Annotated in this window: 21 protein-coding genes and 1 riboswitch; of the genes, 13 read left to right on the top strand and 8 right to left on the bottom strand. The window is 44.5% G+C overall.

Going from position 1 to position 24562, the window contains the following annotated elements; genetic code table 11:
* Nucleotides 1-436: 436 nt before the first annotated feature.
* From gshB to ACVBIK_RS07495, 3 genes are all read left to right on the top strand, one after another.
* On the top strand, nucleotides 437-1474 hold the full coding sequence (gshB, locus tag ACVBIK_RS07505) for a glutathione synthase (RefSeq protein WP_447160716.1): 1038 nt from the start codon (nucleotides 437-439) through the stop codon (nucleotides 1472-1474).
* Nucleotides 1458-3437 (top strand): flavohemoglobin expression-modulating QEGLA motif protein, encoded by a 1980-nt coding sequence (locus tag ACVBIK_RS07500; RefSeq protein WP_447169401.1) that lies wholly within the window; start codon nucleotides 1458-1460, stop codon nucleotides 3435-3437. Before gshB ends, ACVBIK_RS07500 begins: the two co-directional genes overlap by 17 nt.
* Nucleotides 3438-3627: 190 nt before the next feature.
* Nucleotides 3628-4704, top strand: coding sequence for a PQQ-dependent sugar dehydrogenase (locus tag ACVBIK_RS07495; RefSeq protein ID WP_447169400.1), 1077 nt, complete (start codon nucleotides 3628-3630; stop codon nucleotides 4702-4704).
* 322 nt (nucleotides 4705-5026) lie between these two features.
* Here ACVBIK_RS07495 and ppiC read toward each other — a convergent pair whose 3' ends face one another.
* Nucleotides 5027-5305, bottom strand: a complete 279-nt coding sequence (ppiC, locus tag ACVBIK_RS07490; RefSeq protein ID WP_012156435.1) for a peptidylprolyl isomerase PpiC — start codon at nucleotides 5303-5305, stop codon at nucleotides 5027-5029.
* Between the two features lie 170 nt (nucleotides 5306-5475).
* On the opposite strand from ppiC, the gene ACVBIK_RS07485 reads away from it, so the two are divergent.
* Nucleotides 5476-6267: a CLCA_X family protein gene (locus tag ACVBIK_RS07485; protein ID WP_447160719.1), complete on the top strand. Its 792-nt coding sequence runs from the start codon at nucleotides 5476-5478 to the stop codon at nucleotides 6265-6267.
* Between the two features lie 49 nt (nucleotides 6268-6316).
* Here the strand turns inward: ACVBIK_RS07485 and ACVBIK_RS07480 are convergent, their stop codons facing one another.
* Nucleotides 6317-6661, bottom strand: a complete 345-nt coding sequence (locus tag ACVBIK_RS07480; protein ID WP_447169399.1) for a DUF3718 domain-containing protein — start codon at nucleotides 6659-6661, stop codon at nucleotides 6317-6319.
* Nucleotides 6662-6927: 266 nt separating this feature from the next.
* On the bottom strand, nucleotides 6928-7965 hold the full coding sequence (gene pyrC, locus ACVBIK_RS07475) for a dihydroorotase (protein WP_447160721.1): 1038 nt from the start codon (nucleotides 7963-7965) through the stop codon (nucleotides 6928-6930).
* 352 nt (nucleotides 7966-8317) lie between these two features.
* On the opposite strand from pyrC, the gene ACVBIK_RS07470 reads away from it, so the two are divergent.
* Nucleotides 8318-9019 carry a pseudouridine synthase gene (locus ACVBIK_RS07470; protein ID WP_447160722.1) on the top strand — a complete coding sequence of 234 codons (702 nt, stop codon included), beginning with the start codon at nucleotides 8318-8320 and terminating at the stop codon, nucleotides 9017-9019.
* Between the two features lie 75 nt (nucleotides 9020-9094).
* Here ACVBIK_RS07470 and ACVBIK_RS07465 read toward each other — a convergent pair whose 3' ends face one another.
* Nucleotides 9095-11242 carry a cation:dicarboxylate symporter family transporter gene (locus tag ACVBIK_RS07465; protein WP_447160723.1) on the bottom strand — a complete coding sequence of 716 codons (2148 nt, stop codon included), beginning with the start codon at nucleotides 11240-11242 and terminating at the stop codon, nucleotides 9095-9097.
* Nucleotides 11243-11417: 175 nt separating this feature from the next.
* Nucleotides 11418-12320, bottom strand: coding sequence for a LysR family transcriptional regulator (locus ACVBIK_RS07460; protein ID WP_447160724.1), 903 nt, complete (start codon nucleotides 12318-12320; stop codon nucleotides 11418-11420).
* A 194-nt stretch (nucleotides 12321-12514) separates the two neighbouring features.
* Between ACVBIK_RS07460 and ACVBIK_RS07455 the strand changes: the two genes are divergently transcribed.
* Nucleotides 12515-13039, top strand: coding sequence for an NADPH-dependent FMN reductase (locus ACVBIK_RS07455; protein ID WP_447160725.1), 525 nt, complete (start codon nucleotides 12515-12517; stop codon nucleotides 13037-13039).
* A gap of 185 nt (nucleotides 13040-13224) precedes the next feature.
* On the opposite strand, the gene ACVBIK_RS07450 is transcribed toward ACVBIK_RS07455, so the two are convergent.
* Together ACVBIK_RS07450 and ACVBIK_RS07445 are read right to left on the bottom strand one after the other, a co-directional pair.
* On the bottom strand, nucleotides 13225-14418 hold the full coding sequence (locus tag ACVBIK_RS07450; RefSeq protein ID WP_447160726.1) for a TonB family protein: 1194 nt from the start codon (nucleotides 14416-14418) through the stop codon (nucleotides 13225-13227).
* Nucleotides 14415-14792 (bottom strand): BlaI/MecI/CopY family transcriptional regulator, encoded by a 378-nt coding sequence (locus ACVBIK_RS07445; RefSeq protein ID WP_447160727.1) that lies wholly within the window; start codon nucleotides 14790-14792, stop codon nucleotides 14415-14417. The genes ACVBIK_RS07450 and ACVBIK_RS07445 overlap by 4 nt, the downstream gene beginning before the upstream one ends.
* 346 nt (nucleotides 14793-15138) lie before the next feature.
* On the opposite strand from ACVBIK_RS07445, the gene ACVBIK_RS07440 reads away from it, so the two are divergent.
* From ACVBIK_RS07440 to ACVBIK_RS07425, 4 genes are all read left to right on the top strand, one after another.
* A complete protein-coding gene (locus tag ACVBIK_RS07440) occupies nucleotides 15139-15786 on the top strand; it encodes a hypothetical protein (RefSeq protein ID WP_447169398.1) in 648 nt (215 codons plus the stop codon).
* 206 nt (nucleotides 15787-15992) lie between these two features.
* Nucleotides 15993-16199, top strand: a riboswitch (cobalamin riboswitch).
* 125 nt (nucleotides 16200-16324) lie between these two features.
* The gene (locus ACVBIK_RS07435; protein ID WP_447160729.1) at nucleotides 16325-18178 is read left to right on the top strand and encodes a TonB-dependent receptor domain-containing protein; all 1854 of its coding nucleotides are present in this window, start codon (nucleotides 16325-16327) and stop codon (nucleotides 18176-18178) included.
* A 103-nt stretch (nucleotides 18179-18281) separates the two neighbouring features.
* Nucleotides 18282-18887 (top strand): arylesterase, encoded by a 606-nt coding sequence (locus tag ACVBIK_RS07430; RefSeq protein ID WP_447160730.1) that lies wholly within the window; start codon nucleotides 18282-18284, stop codon nucleotides 18885-18887.
* 239 nt (nucleotides 18888-19126) lie between these two features.
* Nucleotides 19127-19855: an HDOD domain-containing protein gene (locus ACVBIK_RS07425; protein ID WP_447160771.1), complete on the top strand. Its 729-nt coding sequence runs from the start codon at nucleotides 19127-19129 to the stop codon at nucleotides 19853-19855.
* Between the two features lie 70 nt (nucleotides 19856-19925).
* On the opposite strand, the gene ACVBIK_RS07420 is transcribed toward ACVBIK_RS07425, so the two are convergent.
* Nucleotides 19926-20828: a LysR family transcriptional regulator gene (locus ACVBIK_RS07420; RefSeq protein WP_447160731.1), complete on the bottom strand. Its 903-nt coding sequence runs from the start codon at nucleotides 20826-20828 to the stop codon at nucleotides 19926-19928.
* A 177-nt stretch (nucleotides 20829-21005) separates the two neighbouring features.
* Between ACVBIK_RS07420 and metE the strand changes: the two genes are divergently transcribed.
* From metE to ACVBIK_RS07405, 3 genes are all read left to right on the top strand, one after another.
* Nucleotides 21006-23276, top strand: coding sequence for a 5-methyltetrahydropteroyltriglutamate--homocysteine S-methyltransferase (metE, locus tag ACVBIK_RS07415; RefSeq protein WP_447169397.1), 2271 nt, complete (start codon nucleotides 21006-21008; stop codon nucleotides 23274-23276).
* A gap of 315 nt (nucleotides 23277-23591) precedes the next feature.
* Nucleotides 23592-24203, top strand: coding sequence for a redoxin domain-containing protein (locus tag ACVBIK_RS07410; protein WP_447169396.1), 612 nt, complete (start codon nucleotides 23592-23594; stop codon nucleotides 24201-24203).
* Between the two features lie 145 nt (nucleotides 24204-24348).
* Nucleotides 24349-24561 (top strand): dodecin, encoded by a 213-nt coding sequence (locus ACVBIK_RS07405; RefSeq protein ID WP_447160734.1) that lies wholly within the window; start codon nucleotides 24349-24351, stop codon nucleotides 24559-24561.
* Nucleotide 24562: the final 1 nt, after the last annotated feature.

Here is a 24562-nt window from a genome sequence, read left to right as displayed (position 1 = left end):
ATTAATTGTGTCTCAGCGCTAGTATCCATCGTCATAGTATCCATAGCGGTAGCGCTCCCGGTAACGGCCTCTGCATTCATCTACTTTCTGGACCCTGTCAGTCGTGCTTAGCGCTGCTCTATATAGCTACATATACGTATAACCCAAAAGCCCTGAAAGCCTATGCTACAGGACATCGGGGCTTGTCGACTTGTTGTGTGATTAGTGAATAAATTTATTTTATTTTGTGTGAATATTTTTATATTCCAATTGCAAGTTTTGGTGTAAATTACCGCTACCTTATCTAGTTCAACTTGTATTGATAGATAGATGCCATAGTCCGGTTTAGGTCATTTCACCTAAGTCATTGTGTTGTTTATTTTGAATACTCTACTCCTCCCCAAGCCACCACCTGGCCCAAGATCTTTAGAGCATTCCGTTTTATTAAGAGATCCCATTGAATATTCTATTTTTGATGTATCCGTGGTCGACGATTGTGCCGGAGACCGACACAACGCTGCGGTTAATTCATGAGTGTGTTGCAAGGGGGCATACCGTTGCGCTTGCCACCACAAGTAATTTAACCATGCGTGACTCTGAAGCCAGTGCATTTTGCCAAGTATTCAATAAAGAGGCATCAGCGCCGAGTAACATCGTGTCTTTTTATAAGAAGGCGCGGTTTAAAACGGTTCAGTTGCCACTGGCTGGATTTGACAGCATCTTTATGCGTGCCAGCCCGCCGCTGGATCCTATCGCGCTAAACTTCCTTGATTCTGTGCGTGATGATGTGTTCATCATGAACGATATTGATGGTTTGCGTATCGCCAATAATAAGCTCTATACCGCATCATTTGATGACCCCAATAATACCTTTATTCCGGTTACTCACGTTTCGAAAACACCTGAGTATTTAGAGCAGGTGCTGCGTGAGTCAAAGACGGACAAGATGATCATGAAACCGCTAGATGGTTTTGGCGGTCAAGGGGTTATTTTAGTTGAGAAAGCGGCGCAAAAGAGTTTCCACTCACTGCTGCAGTTTTATATTAACAGTGGCAAAGGCGGCAACTACGTTATTTTACAAGAATATGTAGCGGGTGCTGAAGCTGGCGATGTGCGTATTTTAATGCTCAATGGCGAACCTATTGGTGCCATGAAGCGTGTGCCTGCAGAAGGAGAGGTTCGCTCCAACATTCATGCGGGTGGCAGTGTGGTTAAGCACACATTGACCAAGAAAGAAAAAGAGCTATGCAAGCATATTGGCCCCAAGTTAGTGCGTGATGGCTTATTTTTTGTAGGTATTGATGTTATCAGTGAAAAGTTGATTGAAGTTAACGTACAAAGCCCTGGTGGCATTATGCGTATAAACAAGCTGAATAACGTTAAGCTTCAAAAGAAAGTTATTGATTTTATTGAAAGTGTAATCAATGCCAAACAAGCATTAAACACAAGAAAAACAGAATTTAGAAAGGCGATAGAAGATGCTCACGTTATCTGAAAAAGAATGTATTACGTTAATTAATAAAGGTGAGTGTTTCCACGCTGAAGTTGAGTCTGGTTCATTTACGGTCAAGATTGATGAGTACTCGCCGTTTGTGTGTACCGCTATCCATAACGGCCATCGTCTGCGAGATGAACTGAAAAAGAACTGCAAATTAACCGATGAAGAACGTCTTTATGCTGAGGCGCCTTATACCGCAGAAATGTTGTCGTCTTTTCCTATTGTATTAGTGGGTAACGACTCACGTTTTGAATATGACTTGAACCGCCCAAAGGCGCATTCAACTCATTTTAAAACGGCCTGGGAAAAGCCATTAACCATTAAGCAGCGTAACGAAAGCCATGCAAAACATCAGTCTTTTTATAATGTACTGAGTGCATTGGTTGCGCGTTTAGAGAAGCAGTTCAAAAACAGCATTGTATTTGATGTTCACTCATATAATTACCAAAAAATTGAAGCCGATACGCCAACATTTAATATTGGAACCAGCCAGATTGATATTGAACGTTGGGGGACGACTTGCCAGAACTTTGAAAAGCAGCTGAGTAAAATTGAGTTACCGAACCTTGCTGTACGCGCAGCAAGAGATGAAGTGTTCCAAGGTCGCGGCTATCTTATCGCACATGTGAACGCGCATTTCGATAACACCTTAGTGTTGCCACTTGAAGTGAAAAAAGTGTTTATGGATGAAACCTCTGGTGAGCTATACCCATTGGTTTTAGAGGAGCTGAAAGCGGGCACTAAGCAGGCTATCTCTGAGACGGCGGCTTATTTTATGCGCCGTTTTGGTAAGCGAAAATCGGTCAGAAATGTTGACTTACTATCGTCAAGCTTACCGCCTGAGATCTTGTCGCTTGATAAGAGCCTATTTAAGCTAGCCAGTAACGTCGCCACACTGAAATATATTAACCCGATTAATATTGCCAGTGAGCGGAAAAAGTTTTTAGCCCGTAAAGGTGTCGCAGCGCCAGAGTTTAGCTATAAGCAGCTAAACCTAAACCCATATCAGTTCCGCGAGCAACTATATAAGCTGCCAGTGGCCAATATTATGGATGCGGATATTCAACAGCTTTATCGCCATGTGATTGATAACTTAGCAACAAAAATTGATCTGTTATGCTCTATTGGCACTGACGAGTTTGTTTATAACTCGCTTAAGTATTACGGTCAGCCAGATAAAGATGATATTGCTAATGCTGAGTTCTTACTGCGAGCACCCGATCTTGAAGGTGATGACGAAGAGGCCATTTATGATTCTGCCTATGCGGTGAACTCATTCCAACAGCAAGCGGATGAATGGGGTCTTAAGTGTAAGGTTGAAAAGTCATCGCGTATTGTTGCTAAGGCGATGGTAAACAATGAGCGTGGTAGCTTGTTAATCAACAAAGATGCCATGTTTACTAGCAAAGAGTTGATTGCGTTTGCCTACCATGAGCTGGGCGTGCATATGCTGACCACTGTTAATGCTCGCCGCCAAAAGTTAAGGGTGTTGTCCTTAGGGCTTGTGGGTAACACCCATACTCAAGAAGGTGTGGCAATTTACAGTGAGTATTGCTCGGGCAACTTGACCTTAAATCGCCTTAAGATCTTGGCATTGCGAGTTATTGCGGTGAATCTGATGTTAGAGCAGCGTGATTTCTCTATGACCTTTGAAACGCTTAAGCGTGAATATGGTCAAACAACAGAGCAAGCCTTTACCTTAACCACACGTGTTTACCGTGGCGGTGGATTAACTAAAGATTTCCTTTACTTAAAAGGCTTTAGAGATATCGTTAACTTAAGCAAAACCACGTCGTTAGATAACTTACTAGCAGGTAAAGCGGGTACGCTTGATTTACCGATTATCAACGAAATGGTTGAGCGTAATATGTTAGAGCGTCCAATCCCGTTATTTGAGCTTAAGCATAAATCGACACCTGAGACAGCCGTGATCGACTACCTTATATCGGCAATCCGCTAATACAAGCTAGAGTGTTAATAAAGCGCCTTGTTACTCACGTAACAGGGCGTTTTTTATTGCCTATTCGGTACCATTTATAAGTAAGTTGTACCTGGCAGACCGTTTGAGTTTATTGCTAAAACTATTCTCTACAGCCTCATAAAGCGTTATGGTTTGGTATAACATCAAATGACCAAAGGAAGGGATGACGATGAAAATATGCCAACGAATAAGCGCGTTGATGTTAACGCTTGTCGCGGTAACTAGCCTTCAGGCATTTGAGGTTGAAAAGGTTGCTAGTGGACTGGGCACTCCGTGGGGCTTGGCTTACATTGATACTAACACTATGCTCGTTACCCAAAGAGATGGGGCGATTAAACAGTTGGACCTTAAAACAGGGCAGCATAAGACCTTGCTTGAGCCTGCCAATGTTTGGGCAGAAGGTCAGGGTGGTCTGCTTGATATCGCACTCTCTCCTTTCGAAGCGAATAAAATTTACTTTACTTACAGTAAAGATATTCAAGGTGAGGGCGCCACCACACTAGCAAGTGCGATATATAAAGACGGAAAATTGTCTGCCTGGCAAGATGTGTTTGTATCAAACTCCCGCTCAGATACCGGCAGGCACTTTGGTAGCCGAATTACCTTTGATAATAACAGTATTTACTTTTCCATTGGCGATCGCGGTGTACGCGATAACGGCCAGAACACAACAACTCATGCTGGTGCTATCTTACGCCTAAGCCCCGATGGCACAGTGCCAAGTGATAACCCATTTATCGATAATGCAACGGTGCTTGATGAGATCTGGAGCTACGGACACCGCAATCCACAAGGCTTATTCTTTGATGCTGATAGCCAAAATCTGTGGTCAATTGAGCATGGACCCCGCGGCGGCGATGAGCTTAACCTTATTAAAAAGGGCGCAAATTATGGCTGGCCAATAACCTCACACGGTAAAGAGTATTGGGGGCCGCTTAGTGTTGGCGACGGTAAATTAAAAGAAGGGGTTGAACCACCAGTTAAGGTGTATATCCCCTCTATCGCACCCGGTAGTTTAGTGCTTTATCGAGGCGATAAATTTCCGCCGTTAAAGGGGAAGCTGCTAGCTGGCGCATTGAAGCTAACTCACATCAATGTGATTAGCATTAATGATGCTGATGAGGCTATTGCAGAGCAGCGAATAATGTCAGAGCTTGGCGAGCGGATTCGTGATATTGAAGTCTCGCCCAAAGGCGATATCTATTTCAGTACTGATAGCGGTAATATTTATAAGCTTAAAAGATAGGTGCTAGGAAAAGCTAAGAAAGGTCCTAGGTCCTAGAAAAGTCGGAAAAGCTAAGGCGGACGGCCTGCGGTCTTGCGTACGTGACTGCGTCACTTACGGAACGGGTTGAAAAGCTAAGAAAGGTCCTAGGTCCTAGGTCCTAGGAAAGTCGGAAAAGCGGTGGCTGTTGTAGGTCGGGCTTTAGCCCGTCAAGCTTGTGCTTTTCCTAGCAGGGCGAAGCCCGTCCTCGCAGCGAAGCGTCCTAGGTTCTAGGGCCTATGCTCTAACCTTAAGTTTTGTACAACACTTTAGTTACGTGATCATTGCCAGTAACTTGGTTGATTTATGTTCTGTACAACACTTTTATCACATGCCAACCGAACTTGGTCTTAACCAAGTGTGGAGTGATTAACTCGCCAGTAAAACAAACCTTATCAAATTGCGGCACCATCTGGCCTTTCTTAAATTCGCCTAAGCTACCGCCTTTCTTACCCGATGGGCAGGTTGAGTGCTTCTTGGCTAGTACGTCAAACTTAGCCCCTTTATTGAGCTGCTTAATAATATCTTCGGCAAGTGTTTGGTGTTTCACCAAAATGTGTAATGCGGCTGCAGTGCGCGCCATCTTAAGGCCTATATAATTTGAAACTAATGGGCGAGATTATATCGTTTATGGCGTGTCTTAGGCTAGCGTTAAGCTAAAGTGACGCTGATATACGCATTCGTGTGTCGTTATTGGTTGCTCTATAATGATGGCCTTAAAGTCACATAACAGTCTCAGCTGGGAATCGATAAGTGTTAAAAAGCCGCAGTTATAAACGTATAGGTCCAGATTATCGGTTCGATGAGCAAGTGAGTTTTGTTGATATCAAACAGGTATTCGGTCTTGGTCATATTCGCCTTGGTAAGTGGGTTGAAAACGAGGAGCGGGATAAAGCGGCTAACCTGATTTTTGATTCGTTAGCAGATTTGGCGTTTATCTTAAAACTCCCTCCTAAAGCAATCGGCCTGCGCGAAACCTTAAACCTCGCTTTTGGTAGTGGTGGTCAAAAAGGCGTACAGGCCCATTATGCGCCGCACCGGTGTGAGTTAGCACTGGCCAAAAATGCAGGAGCTGGGGCGCTTGCCCATGAATTCTGGCATGCGTTTGACCATTATATTGCGCCAAAATCCTACCATACGTCACCACGGGGGATCTCCTTTGCTAGCCACAGTTGGATAGCCGATGTTAAACCGATAAAGCATCCGTTGAATCAGCGTTTAGAGCGGGTATTTGAGGTGACGATGCTTTCTGATAATGGCAACGATGGCCATGACTATGTTAGTCGGGCAATTGTGCTCGATAAGCAGTACGGTACTCAGTATTTTTCGCGGCCAACCGAGTTAATGGCGCGGGCCTTTGAGAGCTGCATTGAGTCTTATCAAGAGATTTGTAACCCTTACTTGGTTGATGAAACCTTAAAGTCGTCCTTATTTGATGCTGGAGGTTACCCAAGTATTGAGCATAGAGCGCAGATTTTTAATGCGCTCATCGCTTATTTTGAGCCTTTAGGTGATGCGATAGGGCGAGAGTCGCAGTCATCTTAAATCAGAGAAGCTAACGAAAAGCTGGTGGCTTTTCGTTAGCTTAATGGTGTTAAAACGTGACTGAGTAGTTTGCGTCTTGTGGGGGCGTCATTGCGATATCGGTAATCGTTGTTGTACCTAAGCTATAGGGGGCAATTTTAGCGGCAATTTTGTTAGCGCCATTAGAGAGTGCGAATTGATGGAAACTCTGACCGTTACACACGAGTTTTGGAAACACTCTGCGCTTGTTGATTTTATGTTCCTGCATGGTTCTGTTATACAAAAAGAGGTTGTTATTTAAGCCTGTTTTACAGACTGCGATGAGTGTTTTCTCTAAATTAGGTTCCATTGCGGCTGATGCATTAAAAGTGATTGAGGTCAGTATAATCGCGGTTAATGTAATCATTTTCTTCATCGGTTGCTCCTTGCGTGGGGGACTTAAAAAGACTTTAAGTTATGCGTTTGCATGGAGCTATTTAAGCGCAAGCTGATGATAAATGATGTGTTAACTTTGTATACAAGTGTATCTTTATCTTATTCTCAATTCAGTTGATGTCTGCAGGTAACAACATGTGTATGTGGCGCAAATATGCATACATTTGGCGACATAACGAGACTTTAAAAACAAAAAAGCCCGCAATAAGCGAGCTTTTCAATCTTAATAAAAGTGAAGAATGCTTGTTAAGCGTTCTTCACTTTCCAGTTAACTTCTTCACCGGCGAAGAATGGCACGATTGGATTACCGTTTGGCAAGATGATTTCGCTCGGAACCGTCCATTTCTCTTTCACTAGCGTCACCGTGCTGGTGTTGCGAGCAAGGCCATAGAAGTCAGGGCCATGCTTACTGGCAAAGCCTTCAAGTTTATCTAGTGCACCTAAGTCATCAAAGACCTGTGCATATAGCTCTAATGCACTCCACGCGCTATAACAACCGGCGCAGCCACAAGCTGACTCTTTGCGGTGCTTCTCGTGCGGCGCGGAGTCGGTGCCTAAGAAGAACTTACTTGAGCCTGTTGCAACCGCAGCGCGAAGCGCTTCTTGGTGGGTGCTGCGCTTAAGAACTGGCAAGCAGAAGTTATGTGGGCGAACGCCACCTACAAGCAAGTCATTACGGTTAAGTAATAAATGCTGCGGGGTAATCGTTGCCGCCACATTGTCCGCTGCTGACATAACAAAGTCAGCCGCATCTTTAGTGGTGATGTGTTCAAATACCACTTTTAGGCTTGGGAAAGAGGCAACGATGCGGGCAAGGTAGCGCTCAATAAATATGGCTTCACGGTCGAAAATATCGATATGCGATTCAGTGACTTCACCGTGTACCAATAGCAACATACCGTGTTTAGCCATGGCTTCAAATACAGGGAACAGCGCATCAAGCGTTTTGACAGCCGCGTCTGAGTTGGTGGTTGCACCTGCAGGGTAAAGCTTTGCAGCAACAACGCCGGCAGCTTTAGCATCAATGATGTCTTGCTCTGTGGTGTTGTTGGTCAAGAAGATGGTCATAAGCGGTTCAAAAGTCGAACCTGTTGGGCGCGCAGCCAAAATACGTTCACGATACTCAGTTACCATCTTCGCATCGGTGACAGGTGGTAAAAGGTTAGGCATAACAATCGCACGTTGAAACAGGCGCGCTGTTGCGGGAACCGTTTCTTGTAACATATCGCCATCGCGAAAATGTAGGTGCCAATCGTCAGGGGTAAGTAGGGTGATCTGCGTCATTTGGGGTTCCTAAGCGTTTACGACAAAGTAACTGGCTTTTTCAGCCTTTTCTTAGGCCGGTATTGTGCCTGAAATCGCGGCCGCTTAATAGCTGAACCTCTATAAGAGTCGATAAATACTGACCATTTTAAAATGAGCGCTTGTGCAATTTTGGCTGCTTGCGATAATCCAGCTTAGTATTGGGGTGCTGTAAGTCCTCTTGGAGCTAATACTGGGGCTAACTACAGTAAGTCGTCTCGGCGCTAATGCTGGGGCTAGTACAATGAGTCCTCTTTGCGCTAATACAGGGGCTAGTACGGTGAGTCGTATTGTAAAAAAGTACAGTAAAAATATTGGGTGATAACTAAGTAACATGCGTTTAGACAAATTTATCTGTAAAAGTACCGATCTCAGTCGTGCTCAGGCTAGCGATTGTATTGAGCGCGCTGAAATTAGCGTCAATGGCGAGACCATCACGGATGTGGCTTTTCAGGTACATGAAAGCAATGAGATCCGCTATCAAGGGGGCAGATTAGTGGCGCGGCCATCGCGTTACATCATGCTGCATAAACCTATGCATACGCTAAGCTCGAATGTGGATGGCGATTATCCAAGCCTGTTTAACTGTATTAAGCTCGAAAGAGTGGAAGATTTACACATTGTAGGTAGGCTTGATGCCGACACGACAGGCTTAGTGCTACTGACCGATGACGGTCGTTGGTCGTTTGATATTATCAGACCCGACAAACAGTGTGAAAAGACCTACCGAGTGACCTTAAGAGACCCAGTTGCCGAAGACGTTGCTGAAAAGTTTAAACAGGGTGTGCAATTGCAAAATGAAAAGGCGCTAACACTCCCAGCGAAGCTTGAGATTGTCACGCCTAAAGAGGTGTTACTTACCATTACCGAGGGCAAGTATCATCAGGTGAAGCGGATGTTTGCCGCAGTGGGGAATCGCGTCAACGGCTTGCATCGTGAGCAGATAGGCGAGCTTAAACTCGATGTTGAGCTGGGGCTGTGGCGCTATCTGAGCGAGGTTGAAGTTAAGCAATTGTCGACGCCAACGCCGACATAGCCCTTAAAGCAATAGTCTGCTAAGTAACCACTTGGCTCAAACTTAAACTCACTGGGCACCAGCTTCATTTAGTGATTAGTCTGTCCAGTGCAGTACATTGTGAATGATTGACCAACGCGGCTCTACTTTTTTAGCGCCTTTACCTAGCATCCAATAATCGTAAATAGCTGCTTGGGTACCATCAACTTTACGTAAGCGCTGCCAATTATTGATGTAGTTGAGCAGCGACTGGTTATATTGTGCGACCGCGTACGCCACAGGATAATGTGTTTTATTTTCCAGCAGTGCAATACCGTAGCCCGGGAAGAACAAGGTCCAGGCTGAGCCTGCCTGGGCACTGATCACTACCGCATCATATTTGTGTTTTTTCTGCCTAAAGAAGTCTTTGTAGCCTTCAATTTTTACAAACTTGAGGTTGGGGGCGAAACGCCTAGCCTCTTCGATAGCATCGCTATGTTCAACATAAGCTATGGTCATGCCCTGCATCTGTTTAATTTTTTCGTTACTCTTAAAGTCGTTCACCAAATAGTCTTTAGTCGCTATAGCAAGGTTAAGCTCAAGCACTGGGTTAGCGTAACTTAAGGCATCCATCTGCTCGATGTCCATGGCAAGGCCTGACATGGCAATATCAAAAAAACCCGCTTTTAGAGAGGCGACCAGTTGGTCTTTTTTAAAGGGAATAAATTCAATTTTCACCTTTAAGTCTTCTGCAAGTTTCGTCGCCATAGCGGTATCAAACCCGACTAAGTGTCCAGCATTGTTGTAATAACTAAAGGGCACGTTACTTGGGATATAACCCACTCTGAGGGTGCCCGCATCTCGAATCGCTTGTACCCCTCGGATGGGGGTTGCGGGAGTTTGGCCTACAATCGGGAACTGTTTTTTTACTTTGGTCGGTACTTTATCGGCCACCTGCATGTTGGCGATAACGCCACTGGTGATCTCTGGGCTATGAATAAACATCCCCATGCCGACACGGCAAACTAATAAGGTTGCAAACACACTGATACCAATGCCTAAACTCATCTTCAATAGTTGCGGTGGGCGTATTTTGAGTGATTTTTGAAACAGCGATGCCGTTAATAAGGTGAGTGCAAACAGGTTCATTACCGCCGCAATAGAATTAAATTTACCTGTGATAAAGCCAGACATGACAAATAACTGGAATAGATCAGTTGGGAGTTTAACTAAGTCGAGCATAAACGGAATGGCCACATAGACACTGCCAAATAGCGCTAATAGCCCACTGATAGAAAGCGAAGGGATACTGGTAATATCAACAGGAGTACCATTAAACCAACCTGCAAAATAGATAAACATAATAACGGTGAGCTTACCGATATTAGGGAAGGTAAAGGCGATAGGCACCAAAATTTCAATCAAGGTGGCGCCGTCTTCGCATAAGTCGTCGTGCTCGCGCATCACCTGCTTACACTCTTCAACAATCACCGGGATTACGATGAAGATGTTACCGGTAGCAAAAGCGGTGACTAGGCTCGACTTTGAAATTCGCAGTGCTTGAGCAAAGGTAATGGGCGTCAACGAAGCTACAATCCAGGGCAATACCCAAAATGTGAGTAGCAAACACAGCACAAAGTAGCTGATAAGGTAAACCTGCATACTGGCAAACTCATCGACTCCCATGGTGCCTGCTGCCGAGGCCGACATAGCAAAAATACCGATAGGTAGAATTTTCACTAGACCTTGAGTAATGCGCGAAAAAATTTCTGAGCTGGTATGCATAAAGGTCAGTATTTGCTGCTTATGCTCGCCTTGCATGCCGATAAGCGCAAGCCCCATAGCGATGCTAAATACCACCATGGCAGGTACATAACCATCAGCCATGGACTCAAAGGGATTAGAGGGAATATACAGCTTGAAATAATCGATTGGTGTAACAGGTTCAATGCTGCTGGTACTAAAGAAGGAGGCCGATTCGATAACGGGGAAAGACAGCGGCATTAAAGCAATCATTACAATCGCTAATAGCCAAAGCAGCAACATGATAAGACCGGCGCGGCTAAAAATAAGTTTGGCTGTATTTTTTTGCAGTTTACCAATACCGCCAACGAGTGACACAACGATATAGGGCAGTACCGTCATCTGCATCAGCAAGATCACCCCTGTGCCTATGGTCGCCATCCAAGCGATGGATTCCCCGAAAAACAGCCCCACGGCAAAACCAACAAACATGGCCACTAACATCTGGGTTGAGCTGGACATTGCAAGAGCTTTCTTTAGCACGCACATCACCTAAGTAGTTTGAGATCCCAGTGGAAAGATTTTTAGCACAGTTAAAAAGAAGCGTTAACTGTGACTGGGAAATGTTATTTATTATAAGTTCGGTATTGGTTTACTTTAAAGTAATAAATTTAAAATTTGGGCATAAAGGTTAACATTAGCAGCGGGTTAAGTGTTTAGCCGCTAAGTCGATAAATGCCCTGACTTTAGGCGATAAGTGTTTACGGCTCGGGTAAACGACAAAAACATCGATATCGGAATTAGGCAAGTGTTCAAATAAAATCTCTAACTGATCACTTTCAAGCGCATCTCGCATATAGAAACTCGGTAAACGAGTGATACCATGACCCGCCAGTGCCATATCCAGCTGCATATCACCATTGTTGCAGAGTATTTTTGGGCGAATATCAACGACAAAATGTTTGCCGTCATGATCAATATAATCCCAGCGGCTTGGCTGCTTATGATTGGAGTAGCAGATGCCGTAGTGTGTTTCTAATTCTCTGGGATGGTGGGGTTTTCCGTGGCGTGAAATATACGCTTTCGACGCCACAGTGTAGGCTTTGCAGCTATAAAGTTTGCGGCAAATAAGGCTCGACTCTTCAAGGTGTGCTGATGCTCTAATGGCTAAATCATAACCGTCGGCAATCACATCGGTGCGTTTATCGCTTAAATCTAAGTCTAAACTTACATTGGGGTATCGCTGCAGGTATTCAGAAATAATGGGCTTAAGGTAGTTTTGCGCAAAGCCGACCGGGCAACTTAATTTAAGTACACCGCGGGGGCTGACATCGTGTTGAGTGACCAAGCCCACCGCCTGTTCGGCATCAATTATTAACTGTAAGCACTGCTGATAGTAAGCCTCTCCCTCGGGTGTTAAGCCGATAGAGCGGGTGGTTCTATTGAGTAGCCTGACCCCAAGTCGAGCTTCAAGCTTATTGACCTCTTTACTCACATAAGAGGTAGAGTGACCTAAAGCCTCTGCCGCGGCTGAGAAGCCAGCACTTTTTACGACTTGGACAAATATTACAATTCCATCAAATAGTTTATTTATAGTCATATCCCCCTTAATTAAAAGCCATATGGAAATAGTAAATATCTTTTGAGGTTATTAATCTTTATTTGTCATCAATATACACTGCTCTACATCGAGTTGTCGTTCTAAACTTAACCTTTGCTTAATTGTGAGCACGGTACTTGAACCCAACGCAATTTGCAGAGTTAACTGCAGTCACTGAATATGAGAGTCCTATTATGAAACTATTAGCCTTTGCAGCTAGCAGCAGCACTAAGTCAATCAACAAGCAACTTGCAACCTATGCAGCATCATTAGTGCAGGGAGCTGAGGTTGAAATTCTTGATATTAACGATTATGAGATGCCACTTTTTAGTCAGGACCGAGAAGAAGAGCTTGGTCACCCAGAGCTGGCGCAGCAGTTTTTTGCCAAGATTGGTGAAGCCGACGCCATTATTATCTCTTTTGCTGAGCATAATGGTTCATACACTGCCGCTTATAAAAACCTGTTTGACTGGACATCACGTATCGACATGAAAGTGTTTCAAAACAAGCCAATGCTATTACTTGCTACCTCTCCGGGGCCGGGCGGTGCATCAAGCGTATTAGCTGCAGCTTCAGGATCTGCGCCATACTTTGCTGCAGATGTCAGGGCAACGCTCTCAGTGCCAAGCTTTTTTGATAACTTCGATATGGAAACGCAAGTGTTGAGAAATCCTGAACTTGTAGCGGCGTTGAAAGAAGCGGTCGTTTTATTGAAATAAGTTAAAGTTTAAATAAGCTAAGGTTTAAATAAACAAGGGTTGAGGTGTGACCTATTGATATCATTATTTTTTAACCGATAAAAGCGCCAGCTGCTGGCGCTTTTATCGGTTTAGCTATTTTTTATCACATCACATGTATATCGCGAGATTCTTTATCAGAGCTCGTTTAAGTGATAACCGCTTGTTTAAGGCGTAACTTTGATGCGCTCAACGTCAGTCGCTGGTGGATCAATCATAAAGTCGAGCTGTACCTTTGCCTGTTTAAGGCCTTTACTGCTTTCACTGTACTGCCACTGCTTAAGTGCAGTTGTCGCAGAGCTATCAAATACCCCTTCAGGTGATGACTTAACAACGCTGACATTGCTAACCGCACCACTTGGGCTGATATCAAACTGTAAGACAACAAAACCACTTTGGTGAGCGTTAGCTGCCTCAATAGGATACTTAGGCTCGATACGGATTGTTGGGTGAACAGCGTCATGGTTGTGATCGCCGGCCTGCACCTGCTGATTGAGCAGCAAGCCACTGATCCCTAATGCGATAGTCAAACCGATAATGGCAAAACCGCTCTGACCTTGTTGAAATGTCTTCATTTGCATAATACGCTCCTTGAGTATGTTTTTATTTCCATAATGTGTGTGTAGCAGGCCGTGATGAGCTTGCTGGGAGTAGGCTAACAGCACTTGGCTATAGCAGATCTTTTGTTGTTTATTCAATGATTGAGTGACAAAGGCGTCACAGGCTAACTCTTGATCATCTCTAAAGCGTCGATAAGCGAGCCAACAAATAGGATTAAACCAGAACAGGCTGAGTGCGCTGTAGGCCAATAAATTACTGAGCAGATCTCGGCGCTGGTGGTGGTATTGCTCATGGGCGATAATCGATTGCTGCTCATCGGCGTTAAGCTGAATAAAATTAGAGGGCAGTATGATTTTCGGGTTAATGACCCCGACGAGCATAGGTGATTGCACACCGGGGTGGCTATAGGTCGGTAAGTTGGCGCCAGTGTGATGGACTCTAGTCGCAGTGCTTAATATGCGAGTTAAAGCTATCGCTTGTAGGCTGAGCAGAGTCACCATAGCCGCAATGCCAACTAACCATATCGACAGCGCAATCTTGGCGTAATCGCTGGTTTGAACTGTAGCCATAGCTTTGCTAGCGATAACACTATAGTGAGCGAATTGTTCTGCCTGGGCTGCAGCAAGAGTGTTGGGCATGCTTGCGATTAACGCAGAGCTTATCAGTAAAGCGGGAACTGCTAACCATAGCTGGTAGGTTTTACGTGCCCCCAATCGCTGCTGTAAAAAGCGGTGGCTTATGAGTAAACCACCACAAACAAGAGTAAGTAACAGGGTTTGCTGTGCCATCCATAGCATCATGATTTGTTGTCCTTTTGCCAGGTATCAATCAGTTGTTGTAATTCGGCCACGTCTTCGGCGCTGAGCTTGTTTTGCTTGGCAAAACCGGCCACTAAGGGAGCGACGCGACCAGAGAATAAGCGCTCGATGAAAGACTCACTCTCTTTAAGCTGGTATTCACTCTGTTCGATGAGAGGGAAGTAAAGATATGAGCGGCCCTGCTTGTCAAAGCCAATGGCTTGTTTTTTTACTAGGCGGTTAAGTAGCGTCTTGACCGTTTTTTCGTGCCAGTCATTGCTGCGAGATAATTCACTGATGACATCGTTAGCACTCATTGGCGATGATTGCCAAAGGATATTGAGCACACACAGCTCGGCATTACTGATTTCTTTCATAGTAAAACCTCTTTCATAGTAAAACCTTTTTCATAGTTGCTCTCTTTCAAAGTCGGCCTCTTTCAAAGTCATCCTTTGCTGAATGTTCTTTACGATTACAGCTGTAATGTATATTTAAGATTACAAATGTAATTGTATTGCGCAAGTACTTTTTGGTGTTTTTTTGTTCTAGATTAGCTGTCGGTATATAAGCTATTGTTAAATATGGAAGGGCGGAGGTGATAGCCATTGAAGATGACTGTGCATTTATGCGGATTCAATTTAATGACTTTTTAAGTACCACTTTGACAGATGCACAGATAGAATATCTGTTCATAAAAGTACCCCCAACAAGGATTGTAAAGGTATGACGTCATTATCTCCGCGCATGGCAGCAGGCCTGTTATGTGTAATATTTCTAGCTTTTCCATCATACGGTTTAAGTGATGAAGCGGTTACAGCGCACGTCGATAAAACTCCCAAGCAACTAGCGATTTTTAGTCAAACATTTAATTTTAGTTTGCCGTTAGACTGGAAACTCGCTTATTCAAATCAACAAGAGACGATGTTCTCTGCTGAGTTTGTTCCCGCTTCTCAAGCGTTACAAACCTGGTCATCTATGCTGTGTGTGCAAGGGTTTAAAGGGATCGCTGAAGATGTGAGCCCACAAAAATTTTTAGAGACTATGGCAGAGGTATACTTCGACAGTTGCCAAGGGGAAACGGTGTTTGAAACCTTGCAAAGTGAGCCACTCAACGGCCATGAAGCTGCAAGCGCGATTATCGGCTGCACTAAGATGCCCAACTCTCATATTAAGTCGGTAGCAGGTATTGCTTATGATGAGGTGCAAACTCTAGGAGAGATTGGCCATTACACCGCTATCAGGGGGAAACTGGATCTGTATTTAATTCATAAATCGATTCGTGGTGACGCATTTAGCAAAGAAAATCCTCCCATCAAAGCGCAAAATCAGCAAGAGTTTTTATCTAGTATTACCCCTCTGAGCTTGTATTAAAGGCTTGGTAGACTCAATGTGATAATTATATGTTGCTGATATTAATGTGAAACATTAGATCGCTAGGTACAAGGTGAATATTCCTCGGCTTAAATACGGGTTTTAAGTGGTGTTAAGTTAGACATTTAACCGTATAGACGTCTATAATGCGCGGCACTCTTGATAGTGATATTTGTTCACTTTTGAGTAACAAAAACTTATAACGATATTTAGTCAACTTTATTGGTGCCTCAGGTTACGGCTGTAACTTAGGGATAATCGGGAAGTCAGTTAAATTCTGACACTGCCCCCGCAACGGTGAATGGTGAGAGACAAGTGCGCCTTAATGGATAGGTGTTGAAAGCTTGTATTCGGGTATTAATACGTTAATACAGAACCTAAGTCCGGAGACCGGCCAGCAAAGTGATTTCGATGATTTCGGCGGGCAGATCTCGAAATGCGGCAATTAAACGAACCAATAAACGAGTGATTTTTTTCATTTATGGGTCGTGTCACCGTGACGTATTTGCCCCGTTTTCCTTTAGGAGTAAAAAGGTAAATGGGAACACAACCATCAAAAATCGCACTACTAGTCAGTAGTCTTGTTAGCTTATCAGCCTTTTCAGTTTCGGCCGAAGAAGTCGCATCTCACTTAGCAAATGTTGATGAAACGATTACCGTAACCGGTTCTCGTTTTGATAGAAGCGCCGATCAGCAGCTAACCGTCATTAATACCATTGAACGTGAAGAGATAGCGCGTCTTAATCCAAAGTCTGTGGCTGACGTATTAGAAACACTTCCGGGTGTTAGTGTATCGCGCAATGGCGGTGCGGGTCAGGCAACATCTGTCAGTATTCGCGGCAGTAACTCCAACCATGTATTAGTCCTAATCGATGGCGTTAAAGTCGGCTCTGCCACATTAGGTACAGTTAGCTTTAACAGTTTATCACCTGAAAATATTGAGCGAATCGAAGTCCTAAAAGGACCTCGAGCGTCTGTGTGGGGCAGTGATGCTATTGGCGGCGTCATTCAGATTTTTACTCGCCAACTCAAGGGCGGTGAATGGTTTGCGGGTGCTGAATATGGCAGCAATGAATATATTCGCGGCTCATTTGGCGCAGGTATGACCCATGGCGATGGTAGTACAACACTGAGCGTTAACCATGAGCAATCAGAAGGTTATGATGTATATAACGGCGCAGAGGTTGAAAATGATGATGATGGTTATAAGCGCAACGCGCTTTCAGTAAACGGCTCTCAGCAAATTAATCAAAACTGGCAAGCACTTTGGACCGGACAATACGATAAAGGTAACACTCAGTACGACGATATCTATGCCTCAGGTTCGGCAGATGAGTCAGACTATGAGAATTACTTTTGGGATCTTGCTACGCAATACAGTAATGACCGATTTACCAGCAAATTAGCCTTAAGCCAGTCTCGCGATTCAAACGAGAACTTTCGTGGTAACGATATCAGTGTGCCAATATCTGAGTTTGAAACCAAACGCGATCAGGTCAATTGGAGTAACCAATACCTAGCGGCAAGCGACTTGACCCTGACGGGCGGTGTCGATTGGTCAAATGAGTCTGTTAAGGGCGATTATGCCCAAGATGAGCGAGATATCTTAGGTGTCTACGCCTTAGTGCAAAAGCAGTGGAGCAATATACTGGCTGAAGTTGCGGTGCGTTATGATGATGTGGAAAATATCGACAGCGAAGTTTCATATAACGCTAGTCTCGCATATCAGTTTAATGCTCAATGGAGTTTGGCCGCGACAACGGGTACGGCCTTTAAAGTGCCAACCTTTAACGACCTGTACTGGCCAGGTTCTGGTAACGCAGAGTTGCTCTCAGAAACCGCTGAGAGTTACGATCTAACGCTGCATTTTAATGCTAAAGATGTGCGTGCTTATATCAGTGTATTTAAAAATACTATCGATAATCTGATTGCTTGGGCCCCTACGGGTGAGAAAGACGATTATGGTTGGGATATCTGGAAGCCTGCGAATATCAATGAAGCTGAGATCAGCGGTATCGAACTGTCTGCTAATTTCCAGTTATTGAGCCTTGAGCACCAACTGGGTTATACCTATCTGGATGCTGAGAATAAACAAACAGGTGAGCAGCTTGTTGGCCGTAGCGAGAATGAGTTTAACTATATGCTGAGCTATAGCTGGCAACGTTTTGATCTCTTGGCTAACTACCATTATCAAGGTAAGCGTTATGCTGGTTATGATGCGTTTTTGGATGCCTATCATAAAGTTGATTTAAGTGTGGGTTATCAGCTCGATGATGCTTGGAGCTTACGTTTAAAAGCGAACAACATCTTTGACGCAGAGATTATCTCCGCTCAAAACTACTTTAGCCCTGGTAGAGAGCTATTTTTGAGTGTTAGCTATCAAGCATTCTAGTTTTTTGTGACATATTTAAAATGATATGCGTACTTAAGTCAGACCTTGTGTCTGGCTTTTTTTATGTTATTTTTTGGCTACAGCCTCAAGTTAAAAGTTATTGATGAAACCATTATTTAAGCGTCGCCCTATTGTCCTATTGCTCGTTAGTTGCGCACTGCTGTTATTGCAAGCTTGCTCTGGGGCGAGTATTCCGCCCTTATCAGATAATGCACGGATATTAGCTTTTGGCGATAGCCTTACCTATGGCGTTGGCGCGTCGAAGGGCCAAGACTACCCTAGCCAGCTTGCTTCTCTTAGTGGTTTTGAGGTGATTAATGCGGGCGTATCGGGCGAGACAACAACGGGTGGTGCAGCACGTTTAGCTTCGTTATTAGATAAGCATTCACCAGAGCTATTAATCTTGTTAGAGGGCGGTAATGACTTCTTAAGAAACCATGCTATCACGACGACTAAATCTAATTTGGCCGCCATGATAGAGATGGCCCAGTCGAAACAGATCCCAGTTTTACTGGTTGCGGTGCCACAAAAGAGCCTATTTTTATCGGCGTCACCGATTTATGAGGAGCTTGCAGAGCAATATGAGTTGGTTTTAGTCGACGATGCGTTAAGTCGCTTATTGAAAAGTCCGAGTAAAAAATCGGATGCGATACATTTAAATGACGCAGGCTATTTTGACCTTGCCAAAGCGATTTATCAGGCTATATAACAAAGGCTTACATTAATATATTGGCGTAGCCAAAATCCCTCCGGTTTTAATACTATTCCTGGCTCTTGCTACTGATGGCAGGTTTTATCAGCTACTTATTTAGTGGAGGTGAATAAAATTGTTGAAACTTGTTAAGGTTGTCGCTTATATGGCTTGACCTTTGACGTCATTGTGTGGGTTAATTTGCCACGGAATTGAGTGCACATCATGATTAAAAATAATAAGGTTTAATGTTTCGCATGACAGATCTTGAGCAGCAAGTATTTACTCAAGTACGCGCAATTATCAGCAACGAAGAGCAGGTAATTGGTCGTAGAGGGATCCTTATCCCATTGAAAAAGGCCATTATTGCAGACGGTGATATCCGTAATGTTATCGATATCGTGTCATCCGATCCGGCCGTATCTGCCCATCTGCTTTGGCGCAGCAACAGTGCAGATCACGCCACACCGCAATCGAGTAAGAATCGCTCATTAAAAGATGCTTTAGTACGTTTAGGTCAGGTTAATATTTATCGTTATGCGTTTACTTTCTATCTGAAAGAGCGTTTAGACGAATTGAATGAGCCTTACAAAAAGCTGGTTCATGGTTATTGGGCGCTTACCGAAGCGATTGCAGCGGACGCCGTTGATCAACTGCATCAGCTAGAAAGTTTGCAAATTAGCCCTGATGAAGTGCAAACCCTGGCACTATTTAGCGTATTTGGTGACATTATTGCACTAACGGCATTTGCTTACTTAAACTCAGAACTTGAACAGGATTACCCACTGAGCCTGCTTAAGTCTGTGATTGAAGATAAACAAGAAACCTTAACGCTTGAAGCTTTTGAGTCATTAGGGCTAGATGATGATTTACGTGATGAGTTCTTAATCGCGCATAACTTACGTCAAACCCATAACGCTAACTCTCCAGGTTTGGTCTTGAGACGGGTATTAGCGAGAAGAAATTTGCTACTTAAAGCGCTATAAAAAGAAAGCCTGCAATATGCAGGCTTTTTTGTATGCTACAGAGCGTAGTGCTCACTATAGTACGGATTGATCAGTTCAATCTCTGCTTCGCTAACCCTTCTTTTGAGACGAGCTCTAACCAATGTTGGGCTAAGCGTGCATTGGCACCGTTACGACGGTATGCGCCAAACAGCGGGCGTTTAAGGCCATCTGGCCCCAACTTAACGCTGGTAAGGCTAAGTCCATGAGCTTCGTTAATCGACCAACTAGGCAGCGCCGCAATACCATCTTTACAGGCAATACGCTGCAGTAACATCATGGTTAAATCACACTTTACCTGTGGCCCAGGCTTTATGCCTGCAGGCTCTAAGAAGTGGCGATAAATATCTAAGCGCTCAAGTGAAACTGGGTAGCTTAAAATCGCCAAGTTTTCTAACTGTTTCGGTGTAACATACTCTTGCTGCGCCAGCGGATGGTCGCTGGCAACCACTAATCTAACTTCAAAATCAAACAAGTGCTGATAAGCAATCGACTGAGCAGGTACTGGATCCGATGTCAGCACGACATCTAGCTCACCTAACTCAAGCGCGTTTAATGAGTCGAATAAGTGGCGACTAGAGAGGTCGAGATCCGCCTGTGGGTATTGTTTTCTAAATTGCTCCATTACCGGCATTAACCAACGGAAGCAGCTGTGGCACTCAATACCTACGCCTAAATGATTATCCCCTTCAGCTAAGCCTTTCTTTAAATCAAATTCGGTTTCGATCACTTTCGGCAGAATATCTTCAGCAAGGTTGAGCAATCGCGCACCCTCTTGTGTGAAAGAGAGGGGCTTACTCTTACGCACAAAAATAGCTGAGTTAATGCGAGTCTCTAATTCCTTGATCTGATGAGACAGTGCCGACTGGGTGACGAAGCGTTTTTTTGCAGCCCCAGCGAGGCTGCCGCTTTCCTTTAGGGCAACTAACGTACGTAAATGTCTAAGCTCTATCATTTTATCCTCACATGAAATTCGCTCATGTTGCGCTTGAATTCGTTTCGATTGCGAATACTAAGGCTAACACAATAAACTTCTAGACGTCCAGACGCCCATTGTTCTGTTTAGTTATATGAAATTCAGAGGGGCGTTAACTCTGAATTTTGCTCATCTTAACATCAAAAGGTATACAATATGCAATTAAATAGTTTGGGATTTCCACGAATTGGTCGTTTACGAGAGCTAAAATTTGCTTTAGAGAAGTATTGGCGTGGTGAAATTAAGCAGTCGCAGTTAGTTGAAATTGCAAAAGAACTACGCCAAACACATTGGCGCTGGCAGGCTGATGCCGGGGTGAGATTGTTGCCTGTTGGCGATTTTGCTTTCTATGATCAGGTATTAACCTTAAGTGCCACTTTGGATGTGATCCCAGAGCGTCATCAAAGTGATACCCCCACCGATATTGATACCTTATTCCGTATCGGACGAGGCCGAGCGCCAACGGGGAAAGACGCTGCCGCTGCTGAAATGACCAAGTTTTTTAACAGTAATTATCACTATATCGTACCGGAGCTAACGGTCGATCAAAGCTTTGATATTGGTTATGAGCAATTGTTTGATGAAGTGAGTGAAGCTCAGGCTTTAGGCTATCAGGTCAAGCCTGTGATCTTGGGGCCAGTGTCATTTCTATACCTGTCTAAAACTGTTGGTTCATCGTTCGATAAGCTGAGTTTATTACCGCAACTTCTGCAAGCGTACCATAAAATATTGGCCCGCTTTGCTAGTCAGGGTGTCGAATGGGTTCAGCTTGATGAACCTGTTTTAGCCCTAGAGCTAGACAGTGATTGGCAAGCCGCGATTAGCCAAGCCTATCGTGATTTTGAGCGTTGTAACCTAAACATCTTGCTCGCCAGTTACTACGGCAGTATTGAGCACCACCATCAGCTTGTCGCATCGCTTAACGTGGCAGGGTTACACTTAGACTTGGTTACAGCGCCAGAGCAGCTCAGCGCTTTTTCCATCAGCCTAAGGCAAGATCAAATACTGTCAGCAGGGGTGATTAACGGCCGCAATGTGTGGGCGGCAGAGCTCGATACACTCGCAGAGGGATTATCGAGTGTAGCGCGGGATCTTAAGCAGCGTTTATGGCTGTCGCCTTCGTGCTCTTTGCTACATAGTCCGGTCGATTTAGAGGTAGAAACTCAGCTTAAGCCTGAACTTAAGCTGCAACTCTCTTTTGCCAAGCAGAAGCTGGCTGAATTGGGTCAATTGAAGACGTTACTCACAGATCCAAACTCTGTCGAGGCCAAAGCCATAGTGCTTGAGTGCCAACAACGACGTAGCGCACGGGCAAAGGCGGCCAATCAAGAGGTGATAGCCAGAGTCGATGCTCTCACTGAGCAAGACTACCTGCGTGATGATGAATTTTCACTCAGGCAAGCTGCGCAAAGACAAAAATACCGCTTACCATTATTGCCAACGACCACCATAGGGAGTTTTCCTCAAACGCCTGCAATTCGTGGCCTGCGTAGCCGCTGGCGTAAAGGTGAAATAAGCCTTGAGCAATATAATGATCAGTTACGCCAAGTGACCAGAGACACTATTGAGCGGCAGTTAAAGCTAGGTATCGACGTATTAGTGCATGGTGAAGCAGAGCGAAACGATATGGTGGAATACTTTGGCGAACAGCTCGATGGTGTCGGCTTTACCCAGTTTGGTTGGGTACAAAGCTATGGCTCACGCTGTGTTAAACCACCACTTATTTATGGCGATGTATCACGCCCAAATGCGATGACGGTAGAGTGGGCTACATATGCTCAGAGCCTCACAGAAAAGCCGGTCAAAGGCATGCTGACAGGGCCGGTAACCATACTGCATTGGTCTTTTGCGCGCGAAGATATCAGTCGCGAGCAGATAGCGACTCAAATCGGCCTCGCCATTCGTGATGAGGTGGTTGAGCTACAAAATGCCGGTATTGGCATTATTCAAATCGACGAGCCAGCATTTCGAGAAGGCTTGCCGCTTATAAAGAGTGAATGGCAGCATTACCTTAACTGGGCGGTCAATGCCTTTAAGCTGAGTGCGGCAGGTGTTAGCAACGAAACGCAAATTCATACCCATATGTGCTATAGCGAATTTAATGAAACCATCGCAGCAATCGCGGCGATGGATGCCGATGTGATCACCATTGAGACATCGCGTTCAAGAATGGAGCTACTCAATGCATTTGAGGACTTTAACTACCCAAATGAAATTGGTCCGGGTGTTTACGATATTCACTCACCCAATACACCAAGGGTTGATGAAATTGTCAGTTTGATGGAAAAAGCGGCGAGTAAAGTTGCGGTAGAACAACTGTGGATTAACCCTGATTGCGGCTTAAAGACACGCACTTGGGATGAAGTGGAGCCCGCGTTGGTTAACCTTGTTGAGGCGACTAAGATATTGCGGCGCAAATTAGGCTAGCGCTGCTCGCCTGCTGAGTTAACTTAAGCAAACGAGCTAAAGCATTACCTGTTTTATGGTGCTTTAGCTCGTCATTAGTTCATCTTTAGCTCGTCATTAGCTGATAGTTTGTTGGGGGGCAGTATTCGTTTTCCTAGTCAGCCTAGTGTGTTTATCAATTCTGTTTTTTCGAGTGCTTGCCTAGTCTGTTTGCCCGTTATCCTTGGCGATTAAAGGGGCGAGTGCTGCTAGAGTGAGTGCTGTTATGAACTATTTGTTTACTTATCCGGTCTTATAGAGTCATATTCATTTTACTGCCGCAATATGATGCCGGTAATGCTGAGCGCTATGGCCGAAAAGAAAGCGACCGAAAAGAAAGCGACCGAAAAGAAAACGACTGAAAAGAAAATGACAGAAAAACAATCGCCAGAAAAAAAGCCGACATTGAAGCACCGTATTGGTGGTTGGATTAAGCAGTTATTGATTTTGCTTATCATGCTGAGCGCCGTAGCTTGGGTCATGGATAAGTGGCGTAGTAGAAACTTAGAGGTCAATGATTTTCCGGTGATTAGTGGTGTTGCTATCACAGGTGAGAAGATTAACGTATCGACGCTTAGTACCGATGGGCCCGTTTTGGTGTATTTTTGGGGTACATGGTGTCCTATTTGCCGTTCGGTAAGCCCATCTGTTGAGGCTATTTCGGCTTATTTTCCAGTGGTGAGCGTGGCCATTGCATCGGGCACTAATAGTGAGATAAATGATTATATGCAGGACCATGATTATCACTTTCCTGTGATTAATGATGCTGATAATCGCAGTGCCAAAGATTGGTCGGTGCATGTTACACCGACTCTGATTATCATCAATGAAGGCAAAGTGGTGTCTTATACCACCGGCTTTACTAGCCTTCCTGGGATCGGATGGCGTATGTTTCTGGCATCATACTGATTGAAATAAACTGTGCATGCTGTCTTTTGAGGGAAAATTGCTCTCATATTTACCGCGAGTGTTGGGGGGGAATTCTTTGTCCTGACTATCACAGAGGTTGTTCTATACTGACTAAAGTTATTTCCTTCTCATCGCTGGAGTCATTATGAGCCATACCTACAAAATTATTGAATTGACCGGGTCGTCACCTATTAGTTCTGATGAGGCCATCAAGAATGCGATTGCCGCGGCAAATGAATCATTGAAGCATTTGAGATGGTTTCAGGTGGTTGAAACTCGTGGCCACCTTGAAGAGGGGTTGGTGGCGCACTGGCAGGTAACAATTAAAGTCGGCTTTACCTTAGATCCAAATGCATAAC

The sequence above is a fragment of the Shewanella sp. 125m-1 genome, assembly GCF_052977065.1.
Note: the sequence above shows the minus strand (reverse complement) of the source record. Positions and strands in the feature narration are given on the sequence as shown.